The sequence below is a fragment of the Paenarthrobacter sp. NPDC089307 genome (genome assembly GCF_040685055.1).
Taxonomy (GTDB): Bacteria; Actinomycetota; Actinomycetes; order Actinomycetales; family Micrococcaceae; genus Arthrobacter.
Window position 1 is genome coordinate 129,611 of record NZ_JBFBHE010000004.1, and the last position, 15,466, is coordinate 145,076.

Genomic DNA, 15,466 nt, shown 5'->3' on the forward strand with positions numbered 1-15,466 from the left:
CAGCTTCTGTGGGGTTACTCGGGCAGCGGTCCCCGGTTGCCGGGGATGTGCTGGAACACCATGGTGGTCTCGGTGTGTCCCACCACCGGGTCCGTGGCGAGGTTGTCCAGGAGCCAGTTGCGGAGGTCGTCCGTATTGGCGACGGCGATGTGCAGCAGGTAGTCGACGGAACCGGTGGTGTGGAACGTCGAGATGACGGCCGGCAGCTTGGGGACGCGCGCTGTAAAGCGGTCGATCTGGTCCCGGTCGTGCGCCCGGAGACGCACAGCGATCAATGCCTGCACGGAGCGTCCAATAGCCGGCAGGCTCAGCACGGCTTCGAAACCTTCAATGATGCCGCGCTCGGACAGGGCCCGGGTGCGCATCAGAGCTGTGGACGGAGCGATCCCCACGAGCTCCGCCAGCTGTTTGTTGGAGATGCGGGCGTCATCGACCAAGGCTGCGAGGATTCGCTCATCGATCGCGTCCAACGGCTCTGCGCTGCCCGTGCTTGACCGAACATTCTTCGTGGGGTTGCTCACGGATCCTCCTGAAATTGCCTTTCACCCATCCTAAGCGGTGAATTCTTCAGGTGACTATCGTTTTGCGGGCTTGCTGTGGACCCTCCGCCGGTCCAACCGCTGGAGCGGCTCGCTGAGCAACATCAGCAGCAGGGGGAGGTTTCCCGCCGAGGGAACCACAAGGGCGACAAGCAGCGCAGCGAGGAAAAGCCCGGCGACGATGGCGCCCGCCCGGATTCCGGAACGCATCTCCTCAGGGTCCATGTCGTGGAGCTCCGGATGTGCCTTGAGGTAAACGCGTGCCAGGAGAAGGGTCAGGCTGGTGCCAAACAGCGTTCCGATGTAGACCAGGGGCTGGGACCAGTCGGCGTCCAGCTGGGTGGAGAGCGACGTGGACACGGGCATCACCACAATGAAGAACATCCAGGCCACGGTCAGCCACAACAAACCCGGATCGATCTGCCGGACGTTGCGGAAAAGCCTGTGGTGGTGCATCCAGAACACGGCAATAAGAAGGAAGCTGAGGCCAAAGCCCAGGAGCGCGTACTGCTCCTCGGCAAGCCATTGAGCCGTGGTTCCGTGATGGTCAGACAATTCCCCAACACTTTCCATGAGGGGAAGGATCAGCAGGGTCAGGGCAATCGCCACCACGGCGTCGGTAAACGCCTGCAAACGCTCAGGCGAGGACAACTGCCGTGATTTCGCGGGCTGCGTCATGCCTCCGATTGTAGGACCAGGGGGCCGGATCAGTGGGATTTGCCCGGCGGGCGGTGCACTGCCAAGGTGACGGCCGCCGTCGTGCAGGAAAGGGCGATGACCGCCAGGGCCAAAGCGGTCCAGCCGAACCCTTGAAATAGCAGGCCTCCAGCCCAGCCGATAACGCTGGAACCCAGGTAGTAGGAGAGGTTGTACAGCGAAGCCGCCTGTGCCCGACCGGTGGTGGCGATGGCACCGGTCCACCCGGAACCAACTGAGTGGGCCGCGAAGAAGCCACCGGTGAAAATGACCAGTCCGGCCAAGATGGCTGCGAGATTCTCCACCAAGGTCAGGGCCAGCCCTGCCGAGAGGATCACGATGCCGGCTACCAAAACGTTGCGCCGGCCAAATCTTGTGGTGAGCCCGGCTGCCCATCGGGAAGACACGGTGCCGGACAAGTACGCCAGGAAAATGAGGCTCACAGCGGTGGCGGGCAGGACAAACGGCGCAGCATGCAGCCTGAACCCAAGGTAGTTGTACACCGCAACGAAGCCGCCCATCAGCAGGAACGCCTGGAGGTACAAGGACACAAGTTTCGGATTTCGGGAGTGTCCGCCCAACGTACGGAGGGCGCCGCGGAAACCCATGGCCGGGGCAGGCGTAAAGCGGCGTTGCTTGGGAACAAGCACCAGGAACAGTACAGCCGAGACGGTGCCCAGGAGGGAGACGGCCAGCGCTGCCGCGCGCCAGCCCCACAATTCGCCAACCGGGCCCGCCACCAAACGGCCGGCGAGACCACCCAGTGTAGTGCCGGCAACGTAGCTCCCCGCAGCCAGGGCGGTGTGGATCTTGGTTACTTCCTCGTTGAGGTAGGCGATGGCGATGGCGGGAATGCCGCCCAGGGCCATGCCTTCCAGCATCCGCAGACCCAACAGGACGGGCACAGTCGGGGCCAGTGGAACCAGCAAACCCAGGAGTGTCGCAGCAGCAATGCCGATGGCCATGGCCCGGACCCTGCCGATCCTGTCGGCAACAAAGGACCACGGAAGCACAGTGGCCGCGAGTCCGACAGTCGCCAGCGAGATGCTCAGCGCGGCCTCTGCGGCCGTGATGTGGAGATCGACGGCCATGAGCGGCAGCACCGCCTGCGTGGAATAGAGCTGGGCGAATGTCGCGACGCCGGCAAGCGCCAACGCCGCAAGCACGCGACGGTAGCCGGGGGACCCTTTGGCGTGTCCGTCCCAGGTCTCGGTTGCCGGGTCAAGGCTCGTTCTGCTCACCGGCCCAGACTAGGGCTACCGCAACTATCCATTCCAATGCATGGGTTACCTATGATTGATGCAGAATTGCATGAGTAGGCACACTGATCAGGTCACTGATCAGACACACTGAGGGGAATCTTCGTGGAACCGGAGCACCAGCAGCTCGTCCAGCTCCTGCCGCTCCTTCCGGTCCTTGCGGAACTGGGGCGCACGGAACACATGACCGAAACCGCGGAGATACTCGGTGTGCCGCAGTCGACGGTCAGCCGTGCCGTGGCCAGGGCCAGTGCGATTGTGGGTATGGACCTGTTGGTACGCGATGGGCGCGGCATCCGGCTCACTGCCGCGGCAAAGGCCCTGCTTCCCTACATCGACGCCGCGCTGGAGGACTTCCAAGCAGGCCTGGACCGGGTACGCCACGAATCGGACGTCGTGCGCGGGCGGATCGGAATTTCGTTCCAGCACACCTTTGGGGAAGCCACCCTCCCTCTCCTGATCAGCGCGTTCCGCGGCCGCCATCCCCACGCAGCGTTCGATCTTTGGCAAGGGCCACGCGACGATTGCCTGCAGCAATTGGTCGGCGGAGAAATGGATTTCGCCTTGACCGCACCCATCGCGCCGGAGGGCAGGGGTATCCGCTCCCACCCGCTGTACCGTGAGCCGCTCAGGGCTGTCCTGCACTACCGGCATCCCTTCGCCGGCCGGAGCAGCGTGCACCTTTCGGAACTGCGGCACGATCCCTATGTGACGCTCCCGTCCGGAGTCGGCTTGCGGGCACTGGGGGAGGCCCTGCTCCGCGAAGCAGGATTCCGGCCACGGATTGCCTTCGAGGTCCAGGAATCCACCTCAGCCCGCGGGCTCGTCTCCGCAGGTCTGGGGTTCAGCATCCTTCCTCCGGCCGGGCCAGGGTCCGGCACGGGACAATTCCTGCCCGAGGCCGAACTGGGGCTCGTTGAAGTGCCTATCGAATCGGACCTGGCATTCCGGCAGATTGGCATTGCGTGGCGGGAGCGGAACTTCGAGCCCGATGCCGTCCGGTTGTTCCGCGAGCTGGTGGTTGCAGAAGGTGGGGAACTGCTGGCTGAGCTCGTCAGAGCCCGCTCAGGAACTCCATAACCACATCCCGTGCCGAACCCGTCCGCGCCTGGCGCCAGCCAGTGCCTGCCCACAAGTTGAGTCGGTGCGGGTCGCCGGCGGCCGAAGCGGCAGCGCGGACCGGAGCGGTGAGGTGGTGGATGGCAGGGTACCCCTCAGGCGCTTCCTGGTGATCCAGCACGAATTCGTTCACCAATGAGCGTGCCTGGCGACCCGTGAAAGCGCGGGTCAACGCGGTCCTGGTGAAAGCAGGATCTCCGAGGGCGTCCTTGTGGGTCTGCCGTGCTCCGCTCTCTTCGGTGCGGACCAGGGCAGTGCCAACCTGGGCGGCTATCGCGCCGGCGTCGAGCACCCCGCGCAGCGCGCTGCTGTCCATGATCGCGCCTGCTGCTATCAGCGGAAGCCCGACGGCGGCACGCACCTGGGCGACCAGCTCCGCCGTCGTACTGGCTGCCGGGGTAGTGGCCCCCGCGGTGCCCGCTGCCGCGGTGCCCGGTAGGAAGGCCGCACTGTGCGCCCCTGCCGAGGAGTGCTGGACGGTCAGGGCATCGGGTCCCTCCTCGGCGGCAGCCAGGGCTTCCTGGACGCTGGTGACGCTGGTGATGACGAGTGTTCCGGCCTTGTGCAGGGATTCAACCACTGCACGCCCTGGGAGGCCGAAGGCGAAGCTCACCACCTCCACAGGGTCTGTCACGAGTGCATCGATTTTGCCTTGCCAGGCGTCGTCGTCGTCGAGGCGAAGCGGAGGCAACGTCACGCCGTACCGGGCCGCTTCCGGCTCCAATTCCGCTCGGTACGCCTCCAGCCGCGCCCGCGTCCCGGGGCCCGGTGAGAGCGCACCGCGGTCAGGAACAAAGACGTTCATGCCGAACCGGACTCCCAAGGCCCTTGTGGCGGCGATCTCCGCGGCCATTGCCTCGGGACTCTTGTACCCGGCAGCGAGGAAACCCAGGCCTCCGGCCTCATCAACGGCTTGCACCAACGACGGCGTGGATGTTCCTCCAGCCATGGGGGCCGCAATAAACGGTGTGCCAAAAAGGGATTCGGGCATGGTCGGTTCCTCCTCCGGACGCTCCAAGCTAGTCTTTCACGGTGAACAATCATGACTCTGCCCTGCATTCCCATGCCCCCTCCGTGGCCGCGAGCGGCACCGTCATCGGGCTCGACATCGGCGGCACCAAAACCCGCGGTGTGAGGTTTGAAGACAATGAGCCGGTCCGCGACGAGACCGCAGGCAGTTCCAATGTCCAGAACGTCAGCCGGGAACAGGCCGCTGCCAACCTTGCCGAGTTATTCGGGAAAATCGGCGGGGGCAGGATCGACCAGGTGTATGCGGGTGCTGGTGGCATCGATACGGACGAAGACGCCCAGGCGCTCGCGGACCTGATCGCCCCGCACGTGCCGGGGGCGCGCATTACCGTCGTGCACGATTCGAGGCTGCTGTTGGCCGCCGGGGGAGCGAGCTCAGGCGTGGCCGTGATCGCCGGGACAGGTTCCGCGGCGTGGGGGAAGAACGACGCCGGCGAGGAAGCCAGGGCAGGTGGCTGGGGCTACCTCCTGGGAGATGAAGGAAGCGGCTACTGGCTCGGACGCGAGGCCGTACGCCACAGCTTGCGGCGGATGAACCAGGGCCTGGAGCCTGACCTTCTGAGCCGCTCGCTCCTTGACTCGTGCGGGGTGGACGAGCCGGGCAAGCTGATCGCGCTCTTCCACTCACCGGATACCGGCCGCCGCTTCTGGGCGCAGCAAGCCCGGCTCGTGGTGGAGGCAGCCGACGCAGGCGATGAAGCGAGCCAGGCCATGGTGGCGCAGGCGGGCCGGGACCTGGCCGATCTGGCCGGCCAGGCCGTCCGCCAGCTGGGCCTGGACGGCCCGGTGATTCTGGGCAGCGGGCTGGGAATGAACGTTGTCCGTTTGCAGGAGGCCTTCAAATCCTCGTTGGCTGAACAAGGGATCGCGGATGTCCGTATTCTCCAGCAGGACCCCGTGTTCGGCGTTCCCCGGCTGGTAGCTGAGCAGTCCCCCTGATGGAGTTTTTGTACACCTAATGACCTTTAGACGCCCTTTTAGGGGCATTAGGTGTACAAAAACTCAGGCGCGGGTCCGGGGGCGGAGCTTCACGCCCGGAAGCGGAGGAGCCGGGATCCGGCCGGCCTCCGGTCCGGCGTCGGGTCCGTGGCCGTGAACGAAGCCGAAACGTGAGCTGGCGGCGGCGTCGTCGTCGTCGAGCAGTCCTTCGGCTTCCCACTCTTCGCGGGCCTGTTCCACTTCCTCGTGGGTCCGGCCAACAAAGTTCCACCACATGAGCAGGTCTTCGCCGAAGGGCTCTCCACCCAGGAGCATGAAACGGGTGTCCGGTTGCGCCTGCACCACGAGGCTGGTCCGCCCGGCGCCAAGGTAGGCCAGTGGCCCTGCCTCAACGTCCTGGCCATCGATAACCAGGTGCCCGTCGAGGACCAGCACGGCGTGCTCAAAGTCCGGCCGCAACGGAAGTTCCAGCAGGCCCGAGCCCACGATGTCAGCGCCGACAATCGGGCTGAACATCGTGGCGGGGGAGCTCCGCCCCGCGAATTCGCCCACCATTACAGTTGCGGTGAAACCTTCGCCGACAGCCACGGGAAGGTCGCGGACCTGCTCAAAGGAAGGCGCGCGGTGGCGGTGCTCATCCGGAAGAGCAACCCAGAGCTGCAGTCCCCGTGAAACCGGCAATTCCTCAACCAGCGGCTGTGGGCCGTTTCCGGAGCTCGCCGGAAGGACTGAGAACTCCGAGTGGGAAATGCCATTGCCGGCAGTCATGATGTTCAGCTCGCCGGGCCGGACCACCACATCGCTGCCGACGCTGTCACGGTGCCGGACGGCGCCTTCCAGCGGCCAAGTGACTGTCTGCAAGCCACAATGCGGGTGGGGAAGGACGCTCATGGCCACCCGGTCCGGGCCGAAGCTGTCCAGGAAGCACCACGCGCCGACGGTCGGAAGTCCCCGCTGCGGCAATGTCCGCATGACGTTCATGGCCCGGACGCCACCCAAGGGAACTTCGCGCTCCGGCCACAGCTGGACGCACGGACCCTGGCCTTCGTGGGCCGCCGGGCAGACTTCCTGGGCGGGGGAAGTTTCAAGATTGGTCACGTGTCATCACCTGTGCATAAATGTTGGAAATTGAGCTAATCTGTTCCGTGTGAACAACGCCCTCTTGAGCTACCACGACGCTGTCCTTTACCGTTCGGGTGAACCGTATCGCATCTTCGCCGGGGCCATCCACTACTTCCGGGTTCACCCTGACCTATGGCGGGACCGGCTGCGCAAACTCAAGGCTATGGGCGCCAACACCGTTGACACCTACGTTGCCTGGAACTTCCACCAGCCCAGGCGCGAAGAAGCGCCGGACTTCACCGGATGGCGGGACGTAGGGCACTTTATCGACCTCGCAGCTGAGGAAGGCCTCGACGTCATCGTCCGCCCAGGCCCCTACATCTGCGCCGAATGGGACAACGGGGGCTTCCCATCATGGCTGACAGGTATTCCGGGCATCGGCCTGCGTTGCATGGACCCGGTCTTCACAGCCGCTATTGAGGAGTGGTTCGATCATCTCCTGCCGATTGTGGCTTCCCGGCAAGCCTCCGCGGGCGGCCCGGTGGTGGCGGTGCAGATCGAGAACGAATACGGCAGCTACGGCGATGACCACGACTACATCCGGTGGAACCGGCGGGTGCTCGAGGAGCGCGGCATCACGGAACTGCTGTTTACTGCCGACGGCGGCACGGACTACTTCCTCGACGGCGGCTCCGTGGAAGGCACCTGGGCCACCGCGACCCTGGGCAGCCGGGGCGATGAAGCCGTGGAAACCTGGAAGCGGCGCCGGCCGGACGAACCGTTCTTCAACGTGGAGTTCTGGGGTGGTTGGTTCGATCATTGGGGTGAACACCACCACCGCCGCGATGCCGCCGATGCCGCGCTCGAAGCACGCAAGATGCTTGACCTTGGCGGCTCGGTCTGTGTGTACATGGCCCACGGCGGAACCAACTTCGGCCTCGGCTCCGGCAGCAACCATGACGGCTCCCGACTGCAGCCCACCGTCACAAGCTATGACTCCGACGCTCCCATCGCCGAGAACGGCGCACTGACGCCGAAATTCCATGCGTTCCGCGAGGAATTCTTCCGTGCCCAGGGCATCAAGGACCTGCCCCAGCTCCCTGCAGAACTGCTCGCGGACCCACCTGTCATCCCAGCACAGTCGCTGCCGCTTTCCGCGGGTCCGGAACTGCTGGAGCTGGCCCGGAAGGCCGGCACTCCGGTCCGGAGCGTCAGGCCACTCACCTTCGAGCAGTTGGGGCTCGACGGCGGCATGGTCCTGTATGCGGCCGAGGCCATCCTGCCGGGACGCCGCGATGCCCCCGGCCAGAGCAAGCTGAAGATCCACGGTTTGAATGACCGTGCCTACATCTGGGTGGATGGGATCTTCGCTGGGGTCCTTGACGATGCCACCGGGGCCGACGGGTTGCCAGTGACAGGCACCGGAGCTCCCGCCAAGCTGGAGATCCTGGTGGAGAACCTTGGCCGCATCAACTACGGGCCCCTGACCGGCCAAGGCAAGGGCATCCTGGGTGGCGTCCTCATCAACCAGCGCTACACCTTCCACTGGACGCAGATCCCGGTAGCCCTCGCCGGGTGGGGGAGCGAAGAGCTGGAGCAGCTGGCCGGCGCTGACTTCGAAATCACGGAGCCGGCCGATACCTACATAGCCTTGCCCGACTCCGGGAAGGGCTTCGTGTGGCTCAATGGCTTCCTTCTGGGACGGTACTGGGACAAGGGACCGCAGGTAACCCTGTACGCTCCGGCGCCCTTGCTGAATCCGGGCCTCAACCGCATCAAGGTTCTTGAGCTCGGTAAGCCCGGCACCGTCGTCGAACTTCGTGAACAACCGGACCTTGGCCCCCAAGAGGCAGGACCCATTGCGGCGGCCGAGCTGCCGTAGGGACCAGGCCATGGGAATTATGCTGGCACGATGAGCCCGCAGTTCGATACCCGCCCCGCAGCTTACGCCGTCATCGTCAAGGAAGGGCGGATCCTGCTGGCCTACTGGAAGCAGGACGACAAGGAAGGCTGGACGCTGCCCGGCGGCGGGCTGGACTTTGGCGAACATCCCGTGGACGGGTGCCTGCGTGAAGTCATGGAGGAGACCGGTTATGAGGCGAGGATTGACCGGATGTTGGGGATCGACGTCGGACACTGGCTTGGTGAGGCGGGTCCGGACGGCTCCGTGAGGGGTTTCGAGGCCCTCCGTATCGTGTTTGAGGCCACCGTGGTGGGCGGAGAACTGACGTATGAGGTGGATGGCAGCACCACCCACGCTGCGTGGATCCCTTTGGAGGACATCGGGAAGCTCAACCGGGTGTCGTTGGTGGATACCGCCCTGCGCCTCCACAAGGAGCGGCCCGCGGATGGCAAGCCCAGCGCAGAGAGCTAACCGAGCAAAACTGGCAAAAGACAGCTAGCCAAGCTGCCCGCAGTTGGCTAGGCTGGGCATCGTTGCCGGCCACTCAGAGCCGGCCTGGATGCCCAAGGAGGTGGATTTGATGATTGCCATAACTTCGCGCGCCCCGCACGCGGCGGCGCACCCTCATCACACCACCCATCCTGTCCCGGCATCCGCCCGCCACTAGCAGGCAGCCGGGCCTCAGTAGAGGCATCCCATTTTGAACATTTACGCTTCTTCAAGCGACCCTTCAGCCAGCACCACCATGCCACTCCGCGGACCTGTGGAATACGGCTTTACAGAAAAAACAGCAGCACTCTTCAGCGCCAACACTGCGCCCGGCAACCAGCATGACGCCAGCCCGGGAAGGGTGGTCCGCCTGGACCGCAACCGGGTGCTCGTCGCAGCGGCTGACGGGCTCCTTCACTTGCCCTACCCTGCCCACGGACTGGTACCTGCCACAGGGGACTGGGTATGGCTCGGCCACAACGGCGCTGGTGAGCCGGCCGTCGTCGACGTCTTGCCTCGTTTTTCGGCGCTTAGCCGGAAGCGGGCCTTCGAAGCATCCTCCGAGGAACAAATCCTTGGCAGCAACATCGACATCGTGGCGGTTGTAGTCCCGGTGGACCGTCCACTCACCCACAACCGACTGGAACGGACCTTGGTAGCGGCGTGGGATTCCGGGGCCACGCCCTTGGTGGTCATCACCAAGGCAGACCTGGCCTACCTTGCGGACGACGTCGTGGGGGAGGTCATCAAGCAGGCGGCCGGCGTGGAGGTGGTCACCACCTCGGCCGAACACGGAGACGGCCTGGATGAACTCATGCTGCACGTCCCAGACGGGGCCACCCTGGTGTTCCTGGGACCCTCCGGGGCAGGAAAATCAACACTCATCAACGCCCTCGCTGGCCACGCTGTCCAGCAGACCGGCGCTGTCCGGGCCGGAGACGGCAAGGGCAAGCACACAACAACGGCCCGGGAACTGGTGCCGCTGGGCGGTGGAGCCGTCCTGATGGACACCCCCGGAGTGCGCGGGTTCGGACTTTTTGACGCAGAGGACGGGATGGAGGAGATGTTCGGCGACCTTGAGGAGCTCTTCGCCCATTGCCGCTTTGCCGACTGCGCCCACCAGGCGGAGCCGGGCTGCGCCGTGCAGCAGGCGCTCGCGGAGGAGGCCCTGGACCAGCGGCGATGGGCCAGCTACCTGAAACTGCAACGCGAACTGGCCGCGCTGAACCGGAAACACGACGCCGCGGCCCGCCGCGCCTACCAGCGCGAATGGCACCAGAAGGTCATGTCGGCAGACAGGGGACAACGCGCCGTCGAACGCTACAAGCACGACCAAGCTGCGGAACGGTCCGGCAAGGGAGGAAAACGACGGAAAATGTGAAACATTGCCGATTGATTACGGAAATCGTGCCACCGCTGACATCGTCGGCGGTGCTGGCTACGCTGGGTGAAGATTGCTTTGCAGCCACGTAATAAGAGTGCATATGATCATCAGGCTCTACCGATGTTCTCGACCACAGATAGGTAAGCCCGGGTATGGCCGAAGCCATGATTGAGTTCCAGAGCGTAACCAAGCAATACCAGGGCGGGCAACCGGCGGTGGACGCTCTCACCATGTCCATCGACAAGGGTGCAATCACCGTGTTCGTGGGGCCTTCGGGCTGCGGCAAGACCACATCCCTGCGCATGATCAACCGGATGGTGGAGCCCAGCAGCGGAACCATCACGGTCGACGGCGAGGACGTATCGCAGGTTCCGGCGGCCAAGCTTCGCCGCTCCATGGGATACGTCATGCAGTCATCGGGCCTGTTGCCGCATCGCTCGGTACTGGACAACATTGCCACCGTTCCCCGGCTTAACGGCGTGCCCAAGGCAGCGGCACGCAAACGCGCGGCGGAACTGCTCGACGTCGTCGGGCTGGCTTCGGTTCTCGGGAAGCGGTACCCGAGCCAACTCTCCGGTGGTCAGCAGCAGCGCGTCGGGGTTGCCCGGGCGCTTGCTGCTGATCCGCCTGTCCTGCTCATGGACGAGCCGTTCAGCGCAGTGGATCCCGTGGTCCGCGACGAACTGCAGCAAGAGTTGCTGCGCCTGCAGCGCGAACTGGCCAAGACCATCGTGTTCGTCACCCACGACATCGACGAAGCCACCGTGCTGGGCGACAAAGTGGCGGTGTTCGCCGTGGGCGGCAAGCTGGCCCAGTACGCGGCCCCGGAGGAGATCCTCAGGGCACCCGCGAATGACTTTGTTGCCTCGTTCGTGGGCCGTGACCGCGGATTCCGGCACCTTGCCTTCAACGCAGCAGACGCCGTGACCTTGCACCCGGTAACAATGGTCGGGCCCAACGACGGCCACAGTGCCGGCCGCAGCTCGGGCGAATGGGCTTTGGTGGTGGACGCGGACTCGCGTCCCTTGGGCTGGTCCTCGCCCCGGGATGGTGCGGGCCTTATTCCGGGCGGTTCCCTCTTCCGCAAGGGGGACACGCTGCGCCGTGCGCTGGATGCGGCGTTGTCGTCGCCGTCGGGCCTTGGGGTGGCAGTGGACGACGACGGCCGGGTAGCCGGAGTCCTGAAGGCGCCGGAGGTCCTGGCCCTGATTGAGGAAGTTCGCCACCACAGGGAGGACGCCACCTGATGGAGTGGTTCCTTGCCAACAGCGCAATGGTCCTGGGACTGGCCGGACAGCACCTGGTGCTTGCGATCATTCCCATGGTTCTCGGTTTGGTGATCTCTGTTCCCCTGGCGCAAGTTGCCCGGCGCAACAGCACACTCCGTTCGGTGGTGGCTACCGCAACGTCACTGCTTTACACCATTCCGTCGCTGGCCCTGTTCATCATCCTTCCCACCATCCTGGGGACGCGGATCCTGGATCCCCTCAACGTGGTGGTGGCCTTGACCATCTACGCGGTGGCCCTGTTGGTTCGCGCGGCCATGGATGCTTTCGACTCGGTGGACGATGACCTGCGGAACGCCGCGGTTGCCATGGGCTTCAAACCCCTGGCCCGGTTCTTCCAGGTTGACCTGCCGTTGTCCTTGCCCGTGATGTTCGCAGGTCTTCGCGTGGTGTCGGTCAGCAACATTTCCCTTGTGAGCGTCGCGGCGTTGCTTGGCGTTGGAAACCTGGGCGTTCTGTTCACTGACGGGCTGCAGCGGACTTTCGTTACCGAGGTAATAGTGGGCATCATAGCGATCCTGGTCCTGGCTTTGCTGATGGATGCCGTCCTTGTGGTGTTGGAACGGCTCCTGACACCTTGGACCCGTGCGGCAGGCGGCAAATCTTCCACAGCCGATGCCACCACCTTGATCACTGAGCCCAAGACCGCTCCCGGTCTCCAGCACACCGGCCCGCGTCCCGATCCGGGGGCGTCCGCATGAATATCTTTGCCGAGACCATCGCCTGGCTTGTCGACCCCAAACACTGGACCGGCAGCGGCGGCATTCCCACCCGGTTGCTTGAGCATCTTCAGTACAGCGGCCTGGTCCTGCTCATCGCCGCAGTCATTGCGGTGCCGGTAGGTCTCTTCATTGGCCACACGGGCCGGGGCCGCGTTGTTGCTGTCGCCGTGGCCGGCGCCCTCCGGGCCTTGCCCACCCTTGGCTTGTTGGTCCTCTTTGCGTTGCTGGCCGGCAGCGGACTCATGCCGCCGGTCTGGGCGCTGGTCATCCTTACTGTGCCGCCGCTTTTGGCGGGCACCTACGCCGGCATTTCCAGCGTTGACGCCAACGTCGTCGATGCCGCCAGGGCCGTGGGCATGACCGAACTGCAGATCCTCTTCCGGGTGGAACTTCCCAATGGCCTCCAAGTCATGTTCGGTGGCATCCGCACCGCCGTGCTCCAAGTCATCGCTACTGTTTCCGTTGTGGCCTACCTGCCGCTGGGCGGGCTGGGCCGCTACTTGTTCGATGGCCTGGTCCTTCAGGATTTTCCAAGGATGCTCGGCGGCTCGTTGTTGATCGCCGGACTGGCCATCGCCGTGGACCTGATCCTCGCCGCTGTGCAACAGCTGGTCCTCTCACCTGGGCTTACCCTCGACTCAAAAGGCAGCCACAAGGCTGCCGAAGATCTCACAGCCGCGGCTCCAGCCGGGGCTGCCGTTCAAGGAGGTACACCATGAAGAACCCCGTCCCCATGACCCTTACACGCCGTGGCCTCGGTGGCCTTGCAGCAGGTGTAGGTGTGGCCCTTGCCTTGAGCGCGTGCGGCGGCAGCCCCCTGGCCAGTCCCTCCTCCGCGGCGCCCAGTGGCTCCTCCGGAGGAGGTTCCCTGGTGGTCGGTTCCGCTGACTTCCCCGAGAGCCAGGTCATCGCCGAGATCTATGTTGGTGCCCTCAACGCAGCAGGACTAACGGCCACGTCCAAGCCGAACATCGGTTCGCGTGAGATCTACTTCAAGGCAGTGCAGGACGGCTCCATCGACCTCGTCCCGGACTACTCCGGCAACCTCCTTTCCTTCGTGGATACCGAGGCCACGGAGGTTTCAGCCGACGACGTCTACAAGGCCCTCCCTGGCAAGCTTCCCGATGGCCTGGCCGTCCTGGATGCTTCCAAGGCAGAGGACAAGGACGCCATGGTGGTCACCAAGGCCACGGCCGAGAAGTACCAGCTGAAGTCCATCGAGGACCTGGCCAAGGTGTGCAAGGACTTCACCATGGCTGCTCCGGCCACATTCGAGACCCGCTCCTACGGTTTCCCGGGACTGAAGAAGAACTACAACTGCGAGCTCAAGGGATTGCAGCCGTTCAGTGATGGCGGCGGCAACCTGACCCTGCAGGCATTGCTGGAGGACAAGGTCCAGGTGGCCGACATCTACACCACCACGCCCTCCATCGTCGACAACGACCTCGTGGTCCTTGAAGATCCCAAGAACAACTTCAAGGCGCAGCAAGTCCTGCCGCTCTACAGCAAGGCCAAGATGACGGATAAGGCCAAGGAAGCACTGAACAATGTTTCCAAGATCCTCACCACCGAGGACCTGATCAACCTGAACAGGGCCGTCAGCGGCGACCAGAAGCAGTCACCCAAGGACGCCGCAGCGGCGTGGCTCAAGGACAAGGGCATCGTCAAGTAGCACCCGGACAAAACCGCGTACGACGGCGGTGACGGACCCGCGCGGGCCCGTCACCGCCGTCGTCTTTTATGTGAGTCAAGTCTCAGCTGAAGTACATCACCCGTGTGGCATATTTGAGGAATGGCGAATTTCAAGCAGTCCACCAAGCTTCATAATGTCCTCTACGACATCCGTGGACCGATTCTTCAGGCCGCCCAGCAGATGGAGGCGGAGGGTCACAGGATCCTTAAACTGAACATCGGAAACCCGGCACCGTTCGGTTTTGAAGCGCCTGACGCCATTTTGGTGGACATGATCCGCCACCTGCCCAACGCCCAGGGCTACAGCGACTCACGCGGCATTTTCTCCGCGCGGACCGCGGTATCGCAGTACTACCAGACCCGCGGCATTCAGAACATCCACGTGGACGACATCTACTTGGGCAACGGTGTCAGCGAGCTGATCACCATGTCCCTCATGGCCCTGCTGGAAGACGGCGACGAGGTGCTGATCCCTACGCCCGACTACCCGCTCTGGACGGCGTCCGTTTCGCTGGCCGGCGGCCGCCCCGTGCACTACCTCTGCGACGAGGACTCCGGCTGGCAGCCCGATCTCGAGGACCTCGAATCGAAGATCACGCCCCGGACCAAGGGCATCGTGGTGATCAACCCCAACAACCCCACAGGCGCCGTTTACCCGGAAGAGACACTCAAACGGATGGTGGCGCTGGCCGAAAAGCACGGTTTGGTGCTGTTCGCCGATGAGATCTACGAGAAGATCCTTTACGAAGACGCCGTCCACACCAACCTCGCTGCCCTGACGGGCGACGACGTCCTGTGCCTGACGTTCAGTGGATTGTCCAAGGCCTACCGGGTCTGCGGTTACCGCGCGGGCTGGATGGCCATCTCAGGCCCGAAGAAGGACGCTGCTGACTACCTCGAAGGCATCAACCTCCTGGCCAACATGCGGCTGTGCGCCAACGTACCTGCCCAGCACGCCATCCAGACTGCGCTCGGTGGCTACCAGAGCATCAACGACCTCATCCTGCCGGGCGGCAGGCTGCTGGAGCAGCGCAACAAAGCCTACGATCTCCTCAACGCGATCCCCGGAGTCAGCACCCAGCAGGCCAGGGGCGCCCTGTATTTGTTCCCGAAGCTGGACCCCGAGGTCTACCACATCAGGGATGACGAGAAATTTGTCCTTGACCTGTTGAAGGAACAGAAGATCCTGGTCTCGCATGGACGCGCATTCAACTGGGTTCGTCCCGACCACTTCCGGATGGTGACCTTGCCCAACGTCAAGGACATAGAAGAAGCGATTGGTCGCATGGCGGACTTCCTGTCCAGGTACCCGGGCAACTAGCCTGAGGTCATCGCAGCGCCATGAGG

15 protein-coding genes are annotated in these 15,466 nt (G+C 64.2%); 10 read left to right on the top strand and 5 right to left on the bottom strand.

The window, feature by feature from the left end; genetic code table 11:
- Nucleotides 1-14: 14 nt before the first annotated feature.
- The 3 genes from AB0N72_RS10950 to AB0N72_RS10960 are packed head-to-tail and all read right to left on the bottom strand — an operon-like array spanning nucleotide 15 to nucleotide 2,476.
- Nucleotides 15-521, bottom strand: coding sequence for an Lrp/AsnC family transcriptional regulator (locus AB0N72_RS10950; RefSeq protein ID WP_011775479.1), 507 nt, complete (start codon nucleotides 519-521; stop codon nucleotides 15-17).
- A 54-nt stretch (nucleotides 522-575) separates the two neighbouring features.
- Nucleotides 576-1,217, bottom strand: coding sequence for a TMEM175 family protein (locus AB0N72_RS10955; protein ID WP_363930437.1), 642 nt, complete (start codon nucleotides 1,215-1,217; stop codon nucleotides 576-578).
- 29 nt (nucleotides 1,218-1,246) lie between these two features.
- On the bottom strand, nucleotides 1,247-2,476 hold the full coding sequence (locus AB0N72_RS10960; protein ID WP_363930438.1) for an MFS transporter: 1,230 nt from the start codon (nucleotides 2,474-2,476) through the stop codon (nucleotides 1,247-1,249).
- 123 nt (nucleotides 2,477-2,599) lie between these two features.
- Between AB0N72_RS10960 and AB0N72_RS10965 the strand changes: the two genes are divergently transcribed.
- A complete protein-coding gene (locus tag AB0N72_RS10965) occupies nucleotides 2,600-3,574 on the top strand; it encodes a LysR substrate-binding domain-containing protein (RefSeq protein WP_363930439.1) in 975 nt (324 codons plus the stop codon).
- Here AB0N72_RS10965 and AB0N72_RS10970 read toward each other — a convergent pair.
- Complete coding sequence (locus tag AB0N72_RS10970) at nucleotides 3,549-4,604, bottom strand: nitronate monooxygenase (protein ID WP_363930440.1); 1,056 nt, start codon at nucleotides 4,602-4,604, stop codon at nucleotides 3,549-3,551. The two genes, AB0N72_RS10965 and AB0N72_RS10970, sit on opposite strands and share 26 nt — an antisense overlap.
- A gap of 41 nt (nucleotides 4,605-4,645) precedes the next feature.
- Here AB0N72_RS10970 and AB0N72_RS10975 point away from each other — a divergent pair, with 41 nt between their 5' ends.
- Nucleotides 4,646-5,581 carry a BadF/BadG/BcrA/BcrD ATPase family protein gene (locus tag AB0N72_RS10975; RefSeq protein WP_363930441.1) on the top strand — a complete coding sequence of 312 codons (936 nt, stop codon included), beginning with the start codon at nucleotides 4,646-4,648 and terminating at the stop codon, nucleotides 5,579-5,581.
- Nucleotides 5,582-5,644: 63 nt separating this feature from the next.
- Here the strand turns inward: AB0N72_RS10975 and AB0N72_RS10980 are convergent, their stop codons facing one another.
- Nucleotides 5,645-6,679 carry a pirin family protein gene (locus AB0N72_RS10980; protein ID WP_363930442.1) on the bottom strand — a complete coding sequence of 345 codons (1,035 nt, stop codon included), beginning with the start codon at nucleotides 6,677-6,679 and terminating at the stop codon, nucleotides 5,645-5,647.
- Between the two features lie 49 nt (nucleotides 6,680-6,728).
- On the opposite strand from AB0N72_RS10980, the gene AB0N72_RS10985 reads away from it, so the two are divergent.
- From AB0N72_RS10985 to AB0N72_RS11020, 8 genes are all read left to right on the top strand, one after another.
- A complete protein-coding gene (locus AB0N72_RS10985) occupies nucleotides 6,729-8,525 on the top strand; it encodes a beta-galactosidase family protein (protein ID WP_363930443.1) in 1,797 nt (598 codons plus the stop codon).
- A gap of 30 nt (nucleotides 8,526-8,555) precedes the next feature.
- Nucleotides 8,556-9,017 carry an NUDIX hydrolase gene (locus AB0N72_RS10990; RefSeq protein WP_363930444.1) on the top strand — a complete coding sequence of 154 codons (462 nt, stop codon included), beginning with the start codon at nucleotides 8,556-8,558 and terminating at the stop codon, nucleotides 9,015-9,017.
- 229 nt (nucleotides 9,018-9,246) lie between these two features.
- On the top strand, nucleotides 9,247-10,416 hold the full coding sequence (gene rsgA / locus AB0N72_RS10995; protein ID WP_363930445.1) for a ribosome small subunit-dependent GTPase A: 1,170 nt from the start codon (nucleotides 9,247-9,249) through the stop codon (nucleotides 10,414-10,416).
- Nucleotides 10,417-10,571: 155 nt separating this feature from the next.
- On the top strand, nucleotides 10,572-11,666 hold the full coding sequence (locus tag AB0N72_RS11000) for an ABC transporter ATP-binding protein (protein ID WP_363930446.1): 1,095 nt from the start codon (nucleotides 10,572-10,574) through the stop codon (nucleotides 11,664-11,666).
- Nucleotides 11,666-12,406 carry an ABC transporter permease gene (locus AB0N72_RS11005; protein ID WP_363930447.1) on the top strand — a complete coding sequence of 247 codons (741 nt, stop codon included), beginning with the start codon at nucleotides 11,666-11,668 and terminating at the stop codon, nucleotides 12,404-12,406. Before AB0N72_RS11000 ends, AB0N72_RS11005 begins: the two co-directional genes overlap by 1 nt.
- On the top strand, nucleotides 12,403-13,146 hold the full coding sequence (locus AB0N72_RS11010; RefSeq protein WP_363930448.1) for an ABC transporter permease: 744 nt from the start codon (nucleotides 12,403-12,405) through the stop codon (nucleotides 13,144-13,146). Before AB0N72_RS11005 ends, AB0N72_RS11010 begins: the two co-directional genes overlap by 4 nt.
- On the top strand, nucleotides 13,143-14,099 hold the full coding sequence (locus tag AB0N72_RS11015; protein ID WP_363930449.1) for an ABC transporter substrate-binding protein: 957 nt from the start codon (nucleotides 13,143-13,145) through the stop codon (nucleotides 14,097-14,099). Before AB0N72_RS11010 ends, AB0N72_RS11015 begins: the two co-directional genes overlap by 4 nt.
- Before the next feature lie 120 nt (nucleotides 14,100-14,219).
- Complete coding sequence (locus AB0N72_RS11020) at nucleotides 14,220-15,440, top strand: pyridoxal phosphate-dependent aminotransferase (protein WP_363930450.1); 1,221 nt, start codon at nucleotides 14,220-14,222, stop codon at nucleotides 15,438-15,440.
- The last annotated feature ends 26 nt before the right edge of the window (nucleotides 15,441-15,466 follow it).

Bases quoted from the DNA above. Each gene is read 5' to 3' on its own strand.
- AB0N72_RS10955 (WP_363930437.1), bottom strand. From the start codon at position 1,217: ATGACGCAGCCCGCGAAATCACGGCAGTTGTCCTCGCCTGAGCGTTTG.
- AB0N72_RS10970 (WP_363930440.1), bottom strand. From the start codon at position 4,604: ATGCCCGAATCCCTTTTTGGCACACCGTTTATTGCGGCCCCCATGGCT.
- AB0N72_RS10990 (WP_363930444.1), top strand. From the start codon at position 8,556: ATGAGCCCGCAGTTCGATACCCGCCCCGCAGCTTACGCCGTCATCGTC.
- AB0N72_RS11000 (WP_363930446.1), top strand. From the start codon at position 10,572: ATGGCCGAAGCCATGATTGAGTTCCAGAGCGTAACCAAGCAATACCAG.
- AB0N72_RS11005 (WP_363930447.1), top strand. From the start codon at position 11,666: ATGGAGTGGTTCCTTGCCAACAGCGCAATGGTCCTGGGACTGGCCGGA.
- AB0N72_RS11010 (WP_363930448.1), top strand. From the start codon at position 12,403: ATGAATATCTTTGCCGAGACCATCGCCTGGCTTGTCGACCCCAAACAC.
- AB0N72_RS11015 (WP_363930449.1), top strand. From the start codon at position 13,143: ATGAAGAACCCCGTCCCCATGACCCTTACACGCCGTGGCCTCGGTGGC.
- AB0N72_RS11020 (WP_363930450.1), top strand. From the start codon at position 14,220: ATGGCGAATTTCAAGCAGTCCACCAAGCTTCATAATGTCCTCTACGAC.